10 protein-coding genes are annotated in these 19,798 nt (G+C 71.0%); 9 read left to right on the forward strand and 1 reads right to left on the reverse strand.

The genetic code is table 11. The annotated features are described in order from the left end of the window. The first annotated feature begins 17 nt into the window (after positions 1-17). The 5 genes from ACFFGH_RS24765 to mfd all read left to right on the forward strand — a co-directional run bounded on the left by ACFFGH_RS24765 (position 18) and on the right by mfd (position 7,146). Entirely contained in the window at positions 18-656 is a 639-nt protein-coding gene (locus ACFFGH_RS24765; protein ID WP_386673311.1) for a 50S ribosomal protein L25/general stress protein Ctc, read from the forward strand. A 26-nt stretch (positions 657-682) separates the two neighbouring features. Beyond that, a complete protein-coding gene (pth, locus tag ACFFGH_RS24770; protein ID WP_386673313.1) occupies positions 683-1,267 on the forward strand; it encodes an aminoacyl-tRNA hydrolase in 585 nt (194 codons plus the stop codon). A 68-nt stretch (positions 1,268-1,335) separates the two neighbouring features. Beyond that, positions 1,336-1,794: a hypothetical protein gene (locus ACFFGH_RS24775; RefSeq protein WP_386673315.1), complete on the forward strand. Its 459-nt coding sequence runs from the start codon at positions 1,336-1,338 to the stop codon at positions 1,792-1,794. A 125-nt stretch (positions 1,795-1,919) separates the two neighbouring features. Next, complete coding sequence (locus tag ACFFGH_RS24780) at positions 1,920-3,404, forward strand: HNH endonuclease signature motif containing protein (protein ID WP_386673317.1); 1,485 nt, start codon at positions 1,920-1,922, stop codon at positions 3,402-3,404. Positions 3,405-3,558: 154 nt separating this feature from the next. Next, positions 3,559-7,146, forward strand: coding sequence for a transcription-repair coupling factor (mfd, locus tag ACFFGH_RS24785; RefSeq protein WP_386673319.1), 3,588 nt, complete (start codon positions 3,559-3,561; stop codon positions 7,144-7,146). A 101-nt stretch (positions 7,147-7,247) separates the two neighbouring features. Here mfd and ACFFGH_RS24790 read toward each other — a convergent pair whose 3' ends face one another. Then, complete coding sequence (locus ACFFGH_RS24790) at positions 7,248-8,960, reverse strand: NAD(P)/FAD-dependent oxidoreductase (RefSeq protein WP_386673321.1); 1,713 nt, start codon at positions 8,958-8,960, stop codon at positions 7,248-7,250. Positions 8,961-9,099: 139 nt separating this feature from the next. On the opposite strand from ACFFGH_RS24790, the gene ACFFGH_RS24795 reads away from it, so the two are divergent. The 4 genes from ACFFGH_RS24795 to ACFFGH_RS24810 all read left to right on the forward strand — a co-directional run bounded on the left by ACFFGH_RS24795 (position 9,100) and on the right by ACFFGH_RS24810 (position 19,697). After that, entirely contained in the window at positions 9,100-11,694 is a 2,595-nt protein-coding gene (locus tag ACFFGH_RS24795; RefSeq protein WP_386673323.1) for an ATP-binding protein, read from the forward strand. 87 nt (positions 11,695-11,781) lie between these two features. Continuing rightward, a complete protein-coding gene (locus ACFFGH_RS24800) occupies positions 11,782-14,373 on the forward strand; it encodes a DUF4062 domain-containing protein (protein ID WP_386673325.1) in 2,592 nt (863 codons plus the stop codon). A gap of 96 nt (positions 14,374-14,469) precedes the next feature. Further along, positions 14,470-17,061, forward strand: coding sequence for a DUF4062 domain-containing protein (locus tag ACFFGH_RS24805; protein ID WP_386673327.1), 2,592 nt, complete (start codon positions 14,470-14,472; stop codon positions 17,059-17,061). Then, positions 17,058-19,697 (forward strand): DUF4062 domain-containing protein, encoded by a 2,640-nt coding sequence (locus ACFFGH_RS24810; protein WP_386673329.1) that lies wholly within the window; start codon positions 17,058-17,060, stop codon positions 19,695-19,697. The genes ACFFGH_RS24805 and ACFFGH_RS24810 overlap by 4 nt, the downstream gene beginning before the upstream one ends. The last annotated feature ends 101 nt before the right edge of the window (positions 19,698-19,798 follow it).

The raw sequence follows: 19,798 nt of genomic DNA on the forward strand, positions 1-19,798 counted from the left end.
CGCAAGGGAGATTCATCATGGCTGACGACATGCGCCTCACGGCGGAAGTCCGCACCTCATTCGGCAAGGGAGCGGCGCGCAAGATCCGCGCCGCCAACAAGATCCCGGCCGTCATCTACGGCCACGGCACCGAGCCGCAGCACGTGACGCTGCCCGGCCACGAGACGATGCTGCTCATCCGCAAGGCGAACGCCGTGCTCGAGCTCGACATCGCGGGCGCCCAGCAGCTCGCGCTCGTGAAGGACGTCCAGAAGGACCCGGTGCGTCAGATCATCGAGCACATGGACCTCATCATCGTCCGGCGCGGCGAGAAGGTGACCGTCGACATCCCCGTGCACCTCGAGGGCGAGTCCGCTCCCGGCACCATCGCGGCGCAGGAGAACACGACCGTGTCGGTCGAGGCTGAGGCGACCCACATCCCGGAGCGCATCACCGTCGACATCGAGGGCGCCACGGAGGGCACGCAGATCCACGCGAGCGACCTCAAGCTGCCGTCCGGCTCGACCCTGATCTCCGACCCGGCCACCCTCATCGTCGCGATCAGCACGCCTGCGGGCGGCGCCGGTGAGGACGAGGAGGCCGAGCCGAGCGGTGACAGCGGCGCGGCGGTCGAGGAGACCGGCACCGGCGAGACCACCGACGAGGCTGCGGAGTAGTCACGGGCCTCTTCCGGAAGCGGCAGGTGGCGAACGACCTGATGCTCGTGGTCGGGCTCGGGAACCCCGGGCCCGGCTACGCGGGCAACCGGCACAACGTCGGCCAGATGGTGGTCGACGAGCTCGCGCGCCGCATCGGCGCGACGTTCAAGTCGTCCCGCACGAACGCGCGCGTGGCGGAGGGGCGGATCTCCGTCCCCGGTCCGCGCGTCGTGCTGGCGAAGCCCAACTCGTTCATGAACGTGTCGGGCGGGCCGGTGTCGGCGCTGGCGAAGTACTACTCGGTCGAGCCGGCGCGCCTCGTCGTCGTGCATGACGAGCTCGACATCCCGTTCGACACGGTGCGTCTGAAGCTCGGCGGCGGTCCCGGGGGACACAACGGCGTCAAGGACATCGCCAAGGCGCTCGGCCCCGATTTCATCCGGGTGCGCGTCGGTATCGGCCGCCCGCCCGGTCGCATGGATCCGGCGGATTTCGTCCTCCGCGACTTCTCCGGCCCCGAACGCGACGCGCTTCCCTCGCTGATCGTCGAGGCGGCGGATGCGGTTGAGCTCATCGTGCGCGACGGACTCACCGCAGCGCAGCAGAGCGTGCACGCGCCCAAGGGCTGATCCGAAGCGAGCCGTCACGGTCCCAGAGGCACTTGCCATCGCGGGTGCCGGCGCATCAGGATCGGGCCATGAAGCCCGGCACGAAGCGCGCGATGCCGCACTACCTCGGGCCGATGCGGCTGCCTGCTTCGCTCGCGTGTGCCGCTGCGGTGCTGTTGGCGGGCGGATGCGCGGTCCCTGACGGTGACGGCCCCGTGTCGGAGGTGCTGCTGCTCAGGGCCGATTCGCCTGCGAGCGCCGGCTCCGATGCCGCCGCGCTTCCGGCGCGCGTGCAGGTCATCGCCGACCGCTGCGTCGGTGCGGTCGCCGGGGGGCGTGCGTACCTCATCCGCTTCCCGAGCGACACCGCCTGGGATGGCGAGACGGTGCGCATTCCGAACAGCCCAGCGGTGCGGGTCGGTGATGACGTGACGTTCGGCGGGAGCGGAAGCGCGATCGACGTGAACGGCGCAGACCGCGATGTGCCCGCCGGGTGCGCGGCGGCTGCCGACGAGATCTGGTACGTCGGTGCGGTGACATTCGGCTAGCGCTCTCGCCGCCGCTCGCCGGGCGGTCGCCTTCCCTCGCGATTCGACCTCTCACCGGGAAATCTGTGGAAAGAAGTTCTCCACATTCGGTCGAATCTTTGTTCGATTTCTGGGAGAATGGGCTCATGCCCGAAGTCCTCGAAAGCGTCGCCGACATTGAGTCGGCCGCGTCCCGCCTGCCGGCCACGCGGTCGGCGGTGGAGTCGCTCAGCGACGAGGGCTTGATGGACCTGCAGCGCCGGCTCGCCGGGATAGATCGGCACACCGCGGCTGCGGCGGCGGTGGTGGCAGCCGAGATCGCGTTCCGCTCCCGGCCCGACCTGGGCTATGCGGGGCTCGCTCAGCGGACCGGGGCGCGCACGCCCGAGTCCCTGGTGCAGCGCCTCACTGGGTCCACCGGCCGCGAGGCTGCGACGCTGGTGCGCGTCGGGATTGTCATGCACGAAGCCGAACTGCTGCCTTCCGCGCCGGCCGAAGCGCCGGACGGTGGAACGCCGGAAATCGGCGGCTCACCGCGCGCTGGGGGAGCGGCTGCTCCGCTGGATCAGGCGCCGTGGGACGGGACGGGCACCGCGTGGCTGACCCCGGTGGGGCGCGCCGTTGCGAGCGGGGCGCTCCCGGTGGATGCGGCGGACGCCATACGGCTCGGTCTCGGCCTGCCGAATGAGATCGTGACGGTCGGCCGGCTCACCGGCGCCGCCCAGACACTCGTGCACGAAGCGCTCACGCTCAACGCAGATCAGCTGCTGAAGCGAGCTCGGGCGCTCCGCGACGAGATCGACGAAGCCGGTGTGGCCGAGCGGGAGTGCCGGCGCCACGAGCAGCGGTCGCTGCGGGTGTTCAAGCGCCACGACGGCATGATCCGCGTCGACGGCCTGCTGGCGCCGGAATCGGGTGGCGCGGAGGTGTTGGCGGCGTTCGAGGCCGTCACGGCACCGCGTCGGGGCGGTCCCCGGTTCGTGGACAAGGCGGACCAGCAGCGAGCGAAGCGGATCCTGGACGACCCGCGCACTGTCGAGCAGCAGCAGGCGGACGCTCTCGTCGAGCTGATCCGGCTCGGTGTCGCGGCGGACCCCGGCAAGATCGTGGGGTCGCGCAAGCCCGCCGTGCGGGTGCTCGTGACCGCCGAGGATCTTCAGAAGGGCGCCGGCATCGGCCGGCTGGAGGGCCACTCGGATGCGGTCAGCATCGGGACGGTCGAGCGGAACGTGTGCACCGCAGGGATCGTGCCGATCCAGTTCGATGACGACGGGCAATGCCTGAACGTCGGCCGGGAGCAGCGTCTGTTCACCGAGAGGCAGCGGGTCGCACTGGCGGCCCGGGACGGCGGATGCCGGGTCGCCGGCTGCGACCGGCCGCCATCATGGTGCGAGGCGCACCACCTGGAGGAGTGGGACCGCGACGGCGGCAGAACCGATGTGGCCGACGGAATTCTGCTCTGCCGGCACCATCACATGCTGATCCACAACAACCACTGGCGGATGCGACGCGATGGGACGGCGTACTTCCTCATCCCGCCCCGGGAGCGGGATCCCGAGCAGAAGCCCATTCCGATGCCGAGCAAGAGCGCAGCGCTCAGCGATCTCTTCCGCCGCAAGCGCGCCGGCTGACCGTCGACGACTCACCTTGCAAGCCGGCACCCGACCGGGCCGACCCGATGAAGTCCACGAGCCCGCCATGCTCGAGGGGCGTCCCGGCTGGATTCCTCCCAGCCCTCAGCGAACACGCGGCGGTCGCGTCGGTGGCGCGACATACACTCGTCCGGTGAGTCTTGAGCGGTTGATCCCGGCCCTTTCGCGCGCCCGCACGCTCGGATCCGCCTTCTCGCTCGGCGACAGAAGCGCCGATTTCTCCCTCGTCGACGGGCTTCGCGCGCCCCTGCTGAGCGGACTCGTGCAGAGCCGACAGAGCAAGGCGCTGCTCGCGATCACCGCGACCAGCAGGGAGTCGGAGGCGCTCCGGGAGGCGATCCAATGCTGGCTTCCCGATGCCGAGGTGCTCGCCTTCCCGGCGTGGGAGACACTGCCGCACGAGCGGCTGAGTCCGAGCGCGGAGACCGTCGGGCGGCGCCTGCAGGCGCTCCGCAGGATGTCCCAGTGGGACGGCTCCCGTCCGCTGGTGCTCGTCGCCTCGGTCCGCGCGGCGCTGCAGCCCATGGCGGACAACCTGGCGAACCTGGAGCCGATCGTGCTCACCGCCGGGTCCCGCGGGCACGAGCTCAGCGCCATCGCCGGCCGGCTCGTCGACCTCGCGTACGCCCGCGTCGACATGGTCACCCGCCGCGGCGAGTTCGCCGTGCGCGGCGGCATCCTCGACGTCTTCCCGCCCGCCGCCGAGCACCCGTTCCGGGTGGAGTTCTTCGGCGACGAGGTGGAGCAGATCCGCGCCTTCTCGGTCGCGGATCAGCGCTCCCTGCCAGGCGACGTGCCGACCGCCGAGCTCGCACCGAGCCGCGAGCTGCTGCTCTCACCGGGCGTCCGCCAGCGTGCCCGTGAGATGCAGCACGAGTTCCCGAGCCTGTCTCAGATGCTCGCCAAGATCGCCGAGGGCATCCCGGTCGACGGCATGGAGTCGCTCGCGCCGGCGCTCGTGGACAAGCTCGTGCCGATCACCCACTACCTGCCCGAGGGTGCGGGGATCGCGGTGCTCTCGCCCGAGAAGGTCTCGACCCGGGCGCTGAATCTCGTCGAGACGAACAAAGAGTTCCTCTCCGCCGCTTGGAACGCGGCGACCGCGGGCGCCGACGCGCCGATCGACCTCTCCACCGGCGACTTCCTGACGCTCGCGAAACTCCGCCGCGCGGCGGGGGACCGGCCGTGGTGGACGCTCAGCGCGTTCGACACCGGGGCGTCCCTCGAGTCCGGTTCTGGCCCATCGACCAGCACAGCGACCGCCGAGGATGACGACTACGTGCGGCTCGAGGCGGACCCCGTACCCAGCTTCGCGGGGAAGGCGGAGGGCGCCCTCGACCACGTCGCGGACCTGCTCGCCGACGGCTGGGTGGTGACGATCGTCGCGCAGGGGCACGGCATGGTCGACCGCGCGGGTGACCTCCTCGCCGATCGGGCGCTGTCCGGCCGTGAAGTGGAGGAGTTCCCGGCCGAGCCGGAGCCCGGCGTCGCGTACCTGCTCACCGGCTCCGTCGAGGCCGGGTTCCAGCTGCCGGATGCGAAGCTCGCCGTGCTCAGCGAGAGCGAGTTCTTCGGCCGCAGCTCCGGCTACGACTCCCGCCAGCCGAAGAAGCTCGCGAGCCGGCGCAAGAACGTGGTCGATCCGCTGCAGCTGAAGGCCGGCGACTTCGTGGTGCACCAGACGCACGGCATCGGCAAGTTCCTGGAGCTGGTGCAGCGCGAGGTGTCGAGTGGCGGCCGCAACCCGGTGAAGAGCACCCGCGAGTACCTGGTCATCGAGTACGCGCCGTCGAAGCGCGGCTATCCGGGTGACAAGCTGTACGTCCCGACTGACCAGCTCGACCTGCTCACCCGGTACGTCGGTGGTGAGGCGCCCGCGCTCAGCAAGATGGGCGGCAGCGACTGGGCTGCCGCGAAAGGCCGAGCCCGCAAGGCGGTCCGCGACATCGCCGTCGAGCTGGTGAAGCTGTACTCGGCCCGGATGGCGTCGAAGGGACACGCCTTCCCGCCGGACACGCCCTGGCAGCGGGAGCTCGAGGAGGCGTTCCCGTTCGCGGAGACACCCGACCAGCTCACCACCATCGAAGAGGTGAAGGCCGACATGGAGCGGCCCATCCCGATGGACCGGCTGCTCTCCGGCGACGTCGGCTACGGCAAGACCGAGGTCGCCGTGCGCGCCGCGTTCAAGGCGATCCAGGACGGCAAGCAGGTTGCGATGCTCGTCCCGACCACGCTGCTGGCGAAGCAGCACATAGAGACCTTCAGCGAGCGATTCGCCGGATTCCCGGTGCACCTCCGAGCGCTCACCCGGTTCCAGACCGACAAGGAGGCGAGGGAGACGGTCGACGGGCTGCTGCGCGGCGAGGTCGACATGGTGATCGGCACCCACCGCATCCTCAGCGAGTCGGTGAAGTTCAAGGACCTCGGCCTCGTCATCGTCGACGAGGAGCAGCGCTTCGGTGTTGAGCACAAGGATGCGCTGAAGAAGCTGAAGACCAACGTCGACATCCTCGCGATGTCGGCGACCCCGATCCCGCGCACCCTGGAGATGGCGGTCACCGGCATCCGGGAGATGTCGACCCTCGCCACCCCGCCGGAGGACCGGCACCCGATCCTCACCTTCGTCGGACCGAACAACGACAAGCAGGTCGCCGCCGCGATCCGCCGGGAGCTGCTGCGCGAGGGCCAGGTGTTCTACGTGCACAACCGGGTATCGAGCATCAACCGGGTCGCCGCGAAGATCGCCGAGCTGGTGCCGGAGGCCAGGGTCGCCGTCGCGCACGGCCAGCTGAGCGAGAACACGCTGGAGCGGGTGATGGTCGACTTCTGGGAGCGCAAGTTCGACGTGCTCGTCTCGACCACGATCATCGAGACCGGCATCGACATCGCCAACGCCAACACCCTGATCATCGACGCCGCCGACAAGTACGGCCTCAGTCAGCTGCACCAGATCCGTGGCCGCGTCGGCCGTGGCCGCGAGCGTGCCTACGCGTACCTGCTGTACGACGAGAACAAGCCGCTCAGCGAGCTCGCGCACGACCGGCTCGCCACGATCGCGGCGAACACCGACCTCGGCGGCGGCATGCAGATCGCGCTCAAGGACCTCGAGATCCGCGGAGCAGGCAACCTGCTCGGCGGTGAGCAGTCGGGGCACATCGCCGGGGTCGGGTTCGACCTGTACCTGCGGATGATCGGGGAGGCCGTCAGCGCCTTCCGCGGCGATGTGGCCGAGGGCCAGACCGAGCTGCGCCTCGAGCTGCCGGTCGACGCGCACATCCCCGAGGAGTACGTCGAGAGCGAGCGGCTGCGGCTGGAGGCGTATCAGAAGCTGTCGACGGCGAGCGCGCCCGCGTCACCCGACGACGCGATCGACAACGTGGTGGAGGAGCTCACCGACCGCTACGGCGAGCCGCCGGAGGCCGTCCAGACCCTCGTCGCGGTGTCCCGCCTCCGTCGGCTGGCACAGAAGGCCGGGCTCAGCGAGCTGGTGGCGATGGGCAGCAACGTGCGGATCGTCGGCGCCGACCTGCCGGACTCCCGGCAGGTTCGGCTCACCCGCATGTACCCGGGCGCCAAGCACTTCGCGCAGACGCACTCGGTCAGTGTGCCGATGCCCACCGTCCGGGGCGAGCGGATGGCGGACCGCCTCCTTCTCGAGTGGGTCGGCGACCTGCTGCGTGCGATCTTCCTCACCGAGGAGACGGCGAAACAGACCGCGTAGCGTCGCGAAAACGGCCCGGTTCGGCGTAACTGGCCCGCCGCGGCGGGCCTTTCTTGCCGAGTCGGCCCGTCTTCTGGCGATGGCGCTCCGCCTCGAGGCTGTCAGGCGTGCTGCCGCGCCGCGGCGGCCTCCGCGAGGAAGGTGTGCACTGAGGAGATCACCACGGAGCCCTCACCGACGGCGGAGGCGACCCGCTTCAGCGAGCCGCGGCGCGCGTCCCCGACGGCGAAGAAGCCGGGGACCGACGACTCCAGCGCGCCGGGATGGCGATCGAGTGGCCACGCTCGCCGGCCGCCCTCCTCCAGCACGTCCGCGCCGGTGAGCACGAACCCCCACTTGTCGCGCAGCACCGATGGGTGCAGCCAGTCGGTGTGCGGCTGCGCGCCGATGGTGATGAACAGTGCGTCGCTGCGCACGACGGTCTCCTCGCCGGTGCGGCGGTGCCGGAGTCGCAGATGGTCGAGGCGTCCGTCGCCGCCGTACGCGCCGGTCCCGCCGCCGACCACCCGCTGCTCCGTGAGCACCGTGACGCCGGCCGCATCCAGCTCGTCGATCAGATACTTCGACATGCTCTCAGCGAGATTCGCGCTGCGGACGATGATGTACACCTCGGCTGCGTAGCGGGCGAGGTGCAGCGCCGCCTGCCCGGCGGAGTTTCCGCCGCCGACGACGTGCGCGATCCGCCCCGTCTGCGCCTTGGCCTCCACGGCGGAGGCGCCGTAGAACACCGCCGAGCCGACGAACGGGGACAGCCCGGGAAGCTCCAGCCGCCGGTACGAGACGCCCGTCGCGAGCACGACGGATCGCGCCCGCAGCACGTCGTCCGGTGCGATCGTCAGGTGGAACTCACCGTCCGCGACGTCGAGCCCCGCCACCTCGCGGGTGTGCGCGAACCGGGCGCCGAGCACCCACGCCTGCTGATAGGCGCGCTGCGCGAGCTCGGCACCGGAGACACCACGCGAGAATCCGAGGTAGTTCCGGATGAGGGAGCTCGACCCGGCCTGCCCGCCGACGGATTCGCGCTCGAGCACCACGACGTCGAGTCCCTCCGACGCCGCGTACACCGCCGCGGCGAGCCCGGCCGGCCCGGCACCGACGATGGCGAGGTCGACGGTGCGGTCGCTGGGCACCTCGGTGGTGAGTCCGAGCCCCTGCACCAGCTCCGAGTTGCTCGGGTCGACGAGCAGGCGCCCGTCGGCGAGGGAGACCACCGGACCCTCGCTCAACCCCGCCGTCGCGAGGATCCGCGTGCCCTCGTCGGATTCCGGGGGCGCGTATCCGTGCGGCACCCCGCTGCGCGCGAGGATGGCGCGAAGCTGATGCGTGCGGGGGAGCGCGTCGCTGCCGACCACTGTGGCCACCCGCTTGCTGCCTGCGGCGCGCTGCCAGTCGAGCAGGAACTCGGACATCGAGCGGTGGAACGACTCGTCTGGCACAGCGCCCGGCCGCACCACGTAGTAGTCGATCTCGCCCCGCGCCATCAGATTCAGCACCGCGGTGGAGGTATCCGGATCCGCCCAGCCGCCCCATTCGATCACGAGGCCGCGACGCACGTCGGGGAACCGGCGGCGAGCCGAGCCGAAGGCGCTCTCCGCGTCGGGCGGCGACATCGCGGCGTCGGCCAGCAGCAGCGCGAACGCGTCGCCGGCGTCTTCGAGCGCCGTGATAATCGCCGTCGTCTCAGCCCGGTCGGCGGCGGTCTCGATGCGGTAGTCAGCGGCATAGCGCCGCTCCAGCTGCGCGACGACGTCGCGGCGGGTGTCCGCCGATGTCACGGCGACGAGCACGACTGGGCGGGCGTCCTGCGAATCCATCCGGCATCCCCTTCGCGACCGAAGCCGGACCGTGGCCCGGCCGTGTGGCCGTGAGTGTACTCCCGCGTCTCCGCAGCGCACCAGACGTCCGGTCGGGAGGGGGTTTACTGGCTGCCGCAGCGGGGCCAGACTTCTGCCCATGGAGGCAGCGCCCGGCGCGATCCGCACCCCGGATCAGCGGCTCCGGATCTTCATCAGCTCCACGCTCAAGGAGCTGGCGCCCGAGCGCAAGGCCGTGCGGGCAGCGATCGAACGGATGGGCATGTCGCCCATCCTCTTCGAGATGGGTGCGCGACCACATCCGCCCCGCGAGCTCTACCGCGCCTATCTCCAGCAGAGCGACGTCTTCGTCGGCATCTACGGAGAGCGCTACGGCTGGGTGGCTCCGGGGGAGCAGATCTCCGGGCTCGAGGACGAATACCGGCTGGCGCCGCAGGGGATGCCGAAGCTGATCTACATCAAGGAGACGCCGGCCAGTCGCGATCCGAGGCTGGCGGAGCTCCTCGACCGCATCCGGAACGACGACAGTGTCTCCTTCAAGGCGTTCGCCGAGCCGGAGGAACTGGCGGAGCTCGTGGGAGGAGACCTCGCGGTGCTCCTCGCCGAACGATTCGACGGCGCCGCCCGTGCCCGCAGCGAACCGGCCGCACCGGCGGCTTCCCGGGCCGGCCCGCTGCCGACACCGCTGACCGAGACCATCGGGCGGAGCGATGAGGTCGCCGCCGTCACCGAGCTGCTCTCCCGCCCGTCGGTGCGCCTCGTCACCCTCGCCGGACCAGGTGGCATCGGGAAGACGCGGCTGGCCATCGACGTGGCATCGCGGGTCGGTGATCAGTTCGCCGACGGTGTGACGTTCGTCGCGCTTTCTCCGGTGGACCGGGCAGCTCTCGTGCCGGGTGCCATCGCGCAGGCCCTGGGGGTGCGGGACTCAGGAGCTGCGCATCTTCCGGAGACCCTGGCGAGCGCGCTGAGGCAGCAGGAGCGACTGCTGGTGCTCGACAACTTCGAGCAGGTGGTCGACGCGGCGCCGCTCATCGCCGACCTCCTGACCGCCGCCCCGCGGGTCAAGGCGCTCGTCACCAGCCGGGCGCTCCTTCGCGTGGCCGGGGAGCACAGCTTCGAGGTCGGCCCGCTCGGTCTTCCCACCGGGCGGCGCTCGCGGACGCTCCCAGCCTCCGTCACCTTGTTCGTGGAGCGCGCCCGGGCGGTGCGGCCCGATTTCGACCTGACCCCGGAGAACATCGGCGAGGTCGAGCAGATCTGCATCAGGCTGGAGGGCGTGCCCCTGGCGCTCGAGCTGGCTGCCGCGCGCGTGCGGATCCTGTCCCCAGCCCAGATTCTCGAGCGGCTCGATCGCCGGCTCACCTTCCTCGTCGGTGGTCGCCGCGACCTGCCCCCGCGCCAGCAGGCGCTTCGAAGCACCATCGAATGGAGCGCGAAGCTCCTGTCAGCCGAGGAGAACGACCTGCTCGCGACTCTCGGCGTCTTCACGGGACGCTTCTCGGTCGAGGCGGTGGAGCGGATAGCGGACGCGGCATCCGACGTGCTGGCGGGCCTCGGGTCGCTGGTGGACAGCAGCCTGCTGCGGCAGCAGGAGCGGAACGGCCGCACCTACTTCACCATGCTCGCGACGGTGCGTGAATTCGCGCTCGAACGGCTCGAGTCGTCCGGTGGCGTGGGCGCGGCACGGGACCGTCACGCCCGTCATTACGCGGACCTCGCGGTCCGGCTGCAGCCGGCGTTGCAGGGAGCGGAGCAGCGGGAGTGCATGGCGCGCCTGAACGACGAGCGCGACAACGTCAGTGCTGCCGCCCGGCACCTGCTCGACCGGCGCGACTGGGATGCGGCCGCCGACCTCGTCTGGCGGCTCTTCCTGTTCTGGTGGGCGGGCGGACACATGGGTGAGGCCCGCAGGTGGATGGAGGTCGTCCTCCGCTCGGGCGAGCACCTCGCTGACCGGACCCTGGCGATCGCCCTCTACATCACCCGCGCCCTGGACACCCGGGAGGGTCAGGCCGAGGGCGGGGTGCCGGACCTCGAGCGCAGCGTCGAGCTGTTCCGGCGGATCGGCGACCGGCTGGGGGAGGCGCTCGGGCTGGCCACGCTCGCCTTCGCGCTGGCCGACCCAGGGGCGCCGCAGCCGGATCGGGCCACGGAGATCGGGGAGGAGGGGCGACGGCTGTTCCGGGAGGCCGGGAACGAGTGGGGCGAGACGCTCGCACTGGTGAGCCTCGGCCGGACCGATCTGCTGCAGAACCACGTGACCGAAGCGGTGGAGCGGTTCCATGCGGCGCTCGAGATCGCCCAGCGGCGCGGCGACGACTTCGGGGCGACCCTCGCCCACCACCACCTGGCGGCCGCCTACATCCGGCTCGGGGATGTGGAGGGCGGGAGGCGGATCCTCCGCGCTGCCCTCCGCTCGTCCACGAAGATGGAGCGCCCGGAGGGTATCGCGTACGGGCTCGAAGGTCTCGCCGTCGTGGCCGCGACCCGGGGTGATGCCGAGGAGGCCGGCATGCTGCTGGGCGCCGCCGAGGTCCTGCGGGAACAGCGGGGGCTTCCGCCGCCCGATGGGATCTCGGTTCCGAAATCCGCGGTGGATGGAGTGCGTGGCGGGCGGAGCGCCGACGCGTTCCAGCGGGGGTACCTGGCCGGCCGGAGGATGCCGGCGGCGGACGCACTCGACCGGGTGGGGTCGGCGCAGTCGGCGGCGGCGCACAGGATCGGCGGCTGATCGCCGGGTCGGCGGGGGGCCTTTCAGGGGCGTGGGGCATCGCGGCCGGGGTTTACTGTTCCAGCCAGTCAGTCCAGACTTCTCCTCATGGAGCGAACCCCCGGCGCGATCCGGACACCGGACCAGCGCCTGCGGGTGTTCGTCAGCTCGACGCTGAAGGAGCTCGCCGCCGATCGGCGGTCGGTTCGTACGTCGATCGAGCGGATGGGGCTCGCGCCGGTGATGTTCGAACTCGGTGCCCGACCCCATCCGCCGGCCGAGCTCTACCGGGCCTACCTCGAGCAGAGCGACATCTTCGTCGGGCTGTACGCCGACCGGTACGGCTGGGTGGCGCCCGGCGAGACGGTGTCGGGCCTTGAGGACGAGTACAACCTCGCTGCTCCCGGAATGCCGAAGCTGATCTACATCAAGGAGTCGGCCGGCGCCCGTGAGCCGCGTCTGACGGAACTGCTCGACCGGATCCGGAACGACGGGGGAGCGTCGTTCAAGTACTACACGGAGACGGAGGAGCTGGGGTCGCTCGTCGCGGGGGATCTTGCGGTGCTGCTCGCTGAGCGCTTCGATCGTGCGGAGGTGGCATCCGCTCCCGCGGTCCGCGTACCGGAAGAGCCGGCGAGGGCCTCGCTGCCCGCGCCGCTGACGGAGCTGATCGGGCGCGAAGAGGAGGTCGAGCGGATCCTCGAGCTGCTGGGCACACCGTCCGTGCGGCTGCTCACCTTGCTCGGGCCGGGCGGGATCGGCAAGACCCGGCTCAGCATCGACGTCGCGGCGAAGGCGGATGGCCGCTTCCCGGACGGCGTCACCTATGTTCCCCTCGCCTCCGTCGATGCGGCAGCTCAGGTGCCGGGCGCCGTCGCGCAGGTGCTGCGGCTGACGGACACCGCGACCGGCCCGATCGCTGAGCGGATCCACTCGGTGCTCCGCACCCAGCGAAGGCTTCTCGTGCTCGACAACTTCGAGCAGGTGCTCGACGCTGCCCCTTTCGTGCACGGGCTCCTCACCGCAGCCCCGCACGTGAAGGTGCTCGTCACGAGCCGTGCTCCGCTCCGCCTGTCCGGTGAGCATGCCTTCGAGGTCGGACCGCTCGCACTGCCGAGGCCCGGCCGTTCCCGCGCGCAGCCGGCGTCCGTGGTGCTCTTCGTGGAGCGGGCGCGCGCCGTCAAACCGGACTTCGAACTGCACCCCGGGAACCTTTCCGACGTCGAGCAGATCTGCCTCCGGCTGGAGGGCGTACCGCTCGCGTTGGAGCTCGCCGCCGCCCGTATCCGGATCCTCACGCCCGCGGCCCTCCTCGACCGGCTGGACCGTCAGCTGTCGCTGCTCGTCGGAGGGCATCGTGACCTCCCGCCCCGCCAGCAGGCGCTCCGCGCCACCATCGAGTGGAGCGCCAAGCTCCTCGCGCCGGCGGAGCTCGCCCTCCTCGCGAAGCTGGGCACGTTCTCCGGGCCGTTCTCGCTGGAGGCGGCCGAATGCGTCGCCGACGATGGCGCGGAGCCGGACACACTGGGCCTGCTGGCGGCGCTCGTCGACAGCAGCCTGCTCCGGCAGCAGGAGCGCGCCGGCCGGACGCTTTTCAGCATGCTGGTGATCGTGCGGGAGTACGCACTGGAGATGCTCGAAGCGGGCGGGCTGGCCGATCCGGTCCGCGCGCGCCACGCCCGCTTCTATTGCGAGCTCGCCGTGGATGCGCAGCGGCAACTCAAGGGACCGAACCAGTACGAGTGCCTTGTCCGGCTGAGCGCGGAGCACGGCAATCTGCGCGCGGCGATGCGCTTTCTGCTCGACAGCCGGGAGTGGGACAAGGCGGCCGACTTCGTCTGGCGGCTCTTCCTTTACTGGTGGGCGGGGGAACGCAGCGCCGACGTGCGCGGCTGGACCGAGGAGCTGCGGGCTGCGGGGGACGAGCTCTCCGACCGCGCGCGGGCCGTCGCATACTTCCTGTCGCAGGCCGTCGACACCCGCCACACGCCGACCGACTCGACATTGCCAGACCTCCGCCGAAGCATCGAGCTGTTCCGGCGCTGCGCCGATGTGATGGCGGAGGCGCAGGCGCTCGCCACCCTGGGGTTCGCGATGACCAACCTGACTGTGCCCGATCCCGTCGCGGCACGCGACGCGGGTGAGCATGCGCTGAAGGTGTTCCAGCAGCTCGGGGAGGTCTGGGGCGAGACGATGGTGCTGCTCACCATCGGGCGGGCCGACCTGCTCGAGCGGAAGCCGGACCAGGCGATCCCGAGGCTTCAGCGGAGCCTCGAACTGGCCCGCGCCAACGGGGACCAGTTCAGCCTCGCTCTCGCGCAGCACCACCTCGCGACCGCCCATCTGATGCTCGGCGTCGAAGAGGAAGCAGAAGCGCTCCTGGAAGACGCGCTCCGGTCGTCGCAGCGCCTGGCTCACTCCGAGGGCGTCGCGTACGGGATGGAAGGTCTCGCCGTGCTCGCGGCGATGCGGGATCGCGCTGAGGAGGCGGGGATCCTGATCGGCGCCGCGGAGACGTTGCGCGAGCAGTCGGCGGTGCCGCCGCCCGACCGGCTGTCCGACCCCCAGCGAGTGCTCGCGCGCCTGCGGAGCGGCCCGGACGTGGCGGCGTTCGAGCGGGGCCACGCTGCGGGCAGGATGATGTCGCCCGATGAAGCGCTCGCCGCAACCCGGGCGCGGGTTGGCGCGGCGGAGGGCTGAGCCCGGACGGTCCGGACCTCCGCTCTCCTCAGCGCTGGTTGAGCAAACCTCAATCGGCGCTTTACTGTTCGTCCGGGCGGGGCCAGACTCGAACTCATGGAGGGAACGGGCCCCATCCGAACTCCCGACCAGCGCCTCCGCGTGTTCGTGAGCTCGACGCTGAAGGAGCTGGCTCCGGAGCGCAAGGCTGCGCGCGCCGCGATCGAGAAGCTCCGCCTCGCGCCGGTGATGTTCGAGCTCGGTGCGCGTCCGCACCCGCCCCGCGAGCTCTACCGCGCCTACCTCCAGCAGAGCGATGTGTTCGTCGGCCTGTACTGGGAGAAGTACGGGTGGGTGGCACCCGAGGAGCAGGTGTCGGGCCTCGAGGACGAGTACAACCTGGCCCCATCGAACATGCCGCGTCTCATGTACATCAAGGAGACGACCCGTGACCGCGATCCTCAGCTGGTGACGCTCCTCGACCGGGTCCGGTCGGACGACAACGCGTCCTTCAAGTACTTCACCGACGCGGACGAGCTGGCAGAGCTGCTGGAGCAGGACCTCGCCATCCTGCTCGCCGAGCGCTTCGACCGGAGCCGCGCGGCGCCGCATTCCGATCCGGATTCCCCGCACGTGCGCCGGCCGAGCGCCATCCCGGCTCCGCTGACGCAGCTCATCGGCCGTGAGCAGGAGGTGGCGGAGATCCGCGGGATGCTGCACTCCTCCTCGGTGCGCATGGTCACCCTCGTGGGTCCCGGCGGGATCGGCAAGAGCCGGCTGGCGATCGACGTGGCCGCGGGGATGACGGCCGAGTTCCCGGGCGGCGTGGTGTTCGTGCCGCTGGCGCCCGTCGACCAGCCAGGGCTCGTGACGAACGCCATCGCGCAGGCGCTCGGCGTTCGGGACCCCGGCGATGTGCCGCTCGAGGACAAGCTCGTGATCGCCCTCCGGCACCGGCGCACCCTGCTCGTGCTCGACAACTTCGAGCAGGTGCTCGGTGCCGCGCCGCTCATCGTGGCGCTTCTCGGGGCGGCGCCGCAGCTGAAGGTGCTCATCACCAGCCGTGCGCTGCTGCGGGTGAGTGGCGAACGGAGCTTCGAGGTGGGGCCGCTCGGACTGCCGACGTCGCGTCGCAGCCGGCAGCTGCCCGCCTCCGTGGCGCTGTTCGTCGAGCGGGCCCGCGCGGTGAAACCGGACTTCGAGCTCACGCCGGACAACATCGACGCGGTCGAACGGATCTGCGTCGCCCTCGAGGGCGTGCCGCTCGCGTTGGAGCTCGCCGCGGCCCGCGTCCGGATGATGTCGCCTGCCTCGCTGCTGCAGCGGCTCGACCGGCAGCTGACCCTGCTGGTCGGTGGTCAGCGTGACCTGCCTCCGCGCCTTCAGGCACTGCGGAGCACCATCGAGTGGAGCACGCAGCTGCTCGATTCCGAGGCGAAGTCGCTGCTGTTCAAGCTCGGGATCTTCGCAGGGAGGTTCTCCCTGGAGGCGGTGGAGTCGCTCTCGGCCGACGACCCGATCGACGTGCTCATCCAGCTGAGTGCCCTGGTCGACAACAGCCTGGTCCGGCAGCAGGACCGCAACGGCCGCACCTACTTCGCCCTGCTGGCCACCGTGCGCGAGTACGCGCTGGAGCAGCTCGAGGCCGCGGGGACGACCGAGGAGCTGCGGTCCCGCCATACCCGGTACTACGCCGGGCTCGCCGCTCGGAGTGAGCAGAGCCTCAAGGACAAGGGGCAGGCCGGCACCATCGCACGTCTCGCCGACGAGCGGGACAACCTCCGCGCCGCCGCCCGACACCTGCTTGAGCAGCAGCGCTGGGACGACGCCGCGGACTTCGCCTGGAACCTCTTCGTGTACTGGTGGATCGGCGGTCATCTCGGGGAGGTGCAGACCTGGATGGACGCGATCCTCGGCTCCGGCGCACCCGTCACCCGCCGCTCGCAGGCCATCGCCCTGTTCTTCACCAACGCCATCACGTACTGGCAGCACCCGGGCGAGACCATCGTGCCGGGGCTGACGCAGAGCGCGTCGCTCTTCCGGCGGGAGGGCGACAAGGTGGGCGAGGGGTTCGCTACGGTCTCGCGCGGGCTCGCGAAGCTCACCAGCCTGCCGCCGGACCTGGCCGGCGCGCGGGAGGACGTCGAGGCGAGCCTGGAGCTGTTCCGCAGTGTCGGCGAGGGGTGGGGCGAGGTGCTCGCGCTCGTCACCCTCGGCAGGGTCGACCTCATGGAGGGCAAGACCGACGACGCGCTCGAGCACCTGGAGGGGAGCCTCCACCTCTCCCGGGAGCGGCAGGACGGCTTCAGCACCACCGTGGCGCAGCACCACCTGGGCTGGGCCTACATCGCGCGCGGCATGATCGACGAGGCGGAGCGCGAGCTCGAGGATTCGCTGGAATACACCACCCGGGTTCGCCACCACGAGGGCTCGGCGTACGCCCTCGAAGGCCTGCTCGGCGTCGCAGCCGCCCGCGGCGACATCGAGCGGGCGGGTCTCATGTACGGGGCGTCGGAGATGCTTCGCGAGCAGGTCGGCATGTTCAACCCGGTCGCGTTCGCGTTCGACCGCCGGCTGGTCGAGCAGCTGCGGTCCGGGCCGACCAGGGACGCGTTCGAGCGCGGTTACGCGGCCGGGCGGATGCTGTCACCGGAGGAGGCGCTCGCGTACGCGCTGCCGAAGGCCGCTCCGGTGGGAGGGGCGGCGTGACGCCGCGGGACCCCGGGACCGGCCCGATCCGCACCCCGGATCAGCGCCTTCGGGTGTTCGTCAGCTCGACGCTGAAGGAGCTGGCCGCGGAGCGGAAGGCGGCCAGGGCCGCGATCGAGCGGCTGCGGCTCGCTCCGGTGATGTTCGAGCTCGGCGCGCGCCCGCATCCGCCGCGCGACCTGTACCGGGCATACCTGGAGCAGAGCGACGTGTTCGTCGGGATCTACTGGGAGAAGTACGGCTGGGTGGCGCCGGGGGAGGACGTCTCCGGGCTCGAGGACGAGTACAACCTCGCGCCGCGGGGGATGCCGCGGCTGATGTACGTGAAGGAGACGACCGCCGAGCGGGAGCCGCGCCTCACCGAGCTGCTCGGTCGGATCCGGGGGGACGACACCGCGTCGTTCAAGTACTTCGCGGACGCGTCCGAGCTGGGCGAGCTCCTGCAGGGCGACCTCGCCGTTCTGCTGGCTGAGCGGTTCGACCAGAGCCGCGCCGGCCACGTTCCCGTTCCCGTTCCCGAGCCGCCCGAGGACCGCCGGCCGAGCAGCGTGCCCGCCCCGCTCACCCAGATCATCGGGCGGGACGCGGAGATCGCGGCGCTGCGATTGATGCTGCATCAGGACGCGGTGCGCATGGTCACGCTGGTGGGCCCCGGCGGTATCGGCAAGAGCCGGCTCGCGATCGATGTGGCCGCCGGGATGACGGACGACTTCCCCGGCGGTGTGCTGTTCGTGCCGCTCGCGCCAGTTTCGGAGCCGTCGAAAGTGGTGAACGCGATCGCGGGCGCCATCGGTGTCCAGGATGTGGGCGACATGCCACTGGAGGACAAGCTCGTCATCGCGCTGCGGCACCGGCGGGCGCTGCTGGTGCTCGACAACTTCGAGCAGGTGCTCGATGCCGCGCCGTTCGTCGCGGAGCTGCTGGCCTCCGCCCCGCAGCTGAACGTGCTCGTCACCAGCCGTGCGCTGCTGCGCGTCTCGGGCGAGCACAGCTTCGAGGTGGGGCCGCTCGGGCTGCCGACCGGCCGCCGGTCGACGCACCTTCCGGCATCGGTGGCGCTCTTCGTGGAGCGTGCGCGCGCGGTGAAGCCGGATTTCGAGCTCACCCCGGAGAACCTGGGGGCGGTCGAGCGGATCTGCGTGGCGCTGGAGGGGGTGCCGCTCGCGCTGGAGCTGGCGGCCGCCCGGATCCGCATCCTCTCGCCCGCCGCGCTGCTCGAGCGGCTGGACCGGCAGCTGGCGCTGCTCGTCGGGGGCCGCCGGGATCTGCCGCCGCGCCAGCAGGCGCTGCGGAGCACCATCGAGTGGAGCACGCAGCTGCTCGGCGAGGAGGAGAAGGCGCTCCTGGCGACGCTCGGGGTCTTCGCCGGGCGCTTCTCCCTGGAGGCGGTCGAGCGGCTCTGGGCCGGCCGGTCATCATCCGACGCGCTGAGCCTGCTTGCCATGCTGGTCGACAACAGCCTCGTGCAGCAGCACGAGCGCGGCGGCCGGACGTACTTCAGCCTGCTCGGGGTGGTGCGGGAGTACGCGGTCGAGCAGCTTCAGGCGGCCGGTGCACTGCAGGAGCTCCGGGCCATGCACGCGGCGTATTACACGGAGCTCGCCGAGCGGTCGGACGCATCCCTCCGCGACGAGCGACAGCTGGCCACCGTGCGGATGCTCGCCGACGAGAGCGACAACCTCCGCGCCGCGATGCGATTCCTGATCGACTCCAGGGACCTCGAGGGAGCGGCCCGGCTGGGATGGCCGATCTTCCTCTTCTGGTGGCTCGGCGGACTGCTCGGGGAGATCGCGGGATGGATGGATGAGGTGCTTCGCGCGGGCGAGCAGCTCAGCGATCGGGCCCGCGCGATCGCCTGCTATTACACCGGCGCCGTGGCGTACTGGCAGCGCCCGGACGAGAAGACGCACGCCGACCTCGACGGCGGCATCGTGCCGCGGCTCATCGAGAGCGCGGAGCTGTTCGGCCGGGTGGGTGATCTCCGCTCTCAGGGGCTGGCACTGATCTCGCTCGGCCTCGCCGAGCTGTCCGCGCCGCCGCACGACCCAGTGCCCGCGCTGGGCGCGCTGCAGCGAAGTCTCGAGCTGTTCGAGCGGAGCGGCAGCCGCTTCGGGCAGAGTATGGCGCTCGTAACCATCGGCAGACTCGAGTTCCTGGGCGGGCAGGTCGACTCGGCCGTCGAGAAGTTCGAGCGCAGCCTGCGGATGGCGAAGGAGAACCGCAACGGATTCGCCACCGTCATCGCCCAGCATCATCTGGGCTGGGGACTGCTGGCGACCGGTCGGGTCGAGGAAGCGGAGGCGATCACGCACGAAGCCATCTCCACGTCCATCGCCGTCGGCCACCAGGAGGGCGTCGCGTACGGGATGGAGAGTCTCCTCGGTGTCGCGGCTGCGCGCGGCGACATCGAGCATGCCGGAGTCCTGCTGGGCGCTTCGCTGACCCTTCGCGAGCAGGTCGGGCTGTACAACCCGGCCGCATTCGCGTTCCATGACCCGCTTGTCGCGCAGCTGCGGGCCGGTCCGCGCCGAGACGATTTCGAACGCGGGTACTCGTCCGGACGGATGATGTCTGCGGACGAGGCACTCGCGCTCGCCGTCCCGGAGGTGGCCGCAACCGGGGGTGGTGGAGCGTGACGCAGCGGGACCCCGGGACCGGCCCGATCCGCACCCCGGATCAGCGCCTTCGGGTGTTCGTCAGCTCGACGCTGAAGGAGCTGGCCGCGGAGCGGAAGGCG

The sequence above is a fragment of the Lysobacter korlensis genome (genome assembly GCF_042434515.1).

Coding starts and splice junctions, on each gene's coding strand:
- ACFFGH_RS24765 (WP_386673311.1), top strand. CDS start 18: ATGGCTGACGACATGCGCCTCACGGCGGAAGTCCGCACCTCATTCGGC.
- ACFFGH_RS24775 (WP_386673315.1), top strand. CDS start 1,336: ATGAAGCCCGGCACGAAGCGCGCGATGCCGCACTACCTCGGGCCGATG.
- ACFFGH_RS24795 (WP_386673323.1), top strand. CDS start 9,100: ATGGAGGCAGCGCCCGGCGCGATCCGCACCCCGGATCAGCGGCTCCGG.
- ACFFGH_RS24800 (WP_386673325.1), top strand. CDS start 11,782: ATGGAGCGAACCCCCGGCGCGATCCGGACACCGGACCAGCGCCTGCGG.
- ACFFGH_RS24780 (WP_386673317.1), top strand. CDS start 1,920: ATGCCCGAAGTCCTCGAAAGCGTCGCCGACATTGAGTCGGCCGCGTCC.
- ACFFGH_RS24790 (WP_386673321.1), bottom strand. CDS start 8,960: ATGGATTCGCAGGACGCCCGCCCAGTCGTGCTCGTCGCCGTGACATCG.
- ACFFGH_RS24805 (WP_386673327.1), top strand. CDS start 14,470: ATGGAGGGAACGGGCCCCATCCGAACTCCCGACCAGCGCCTCCGCGTG.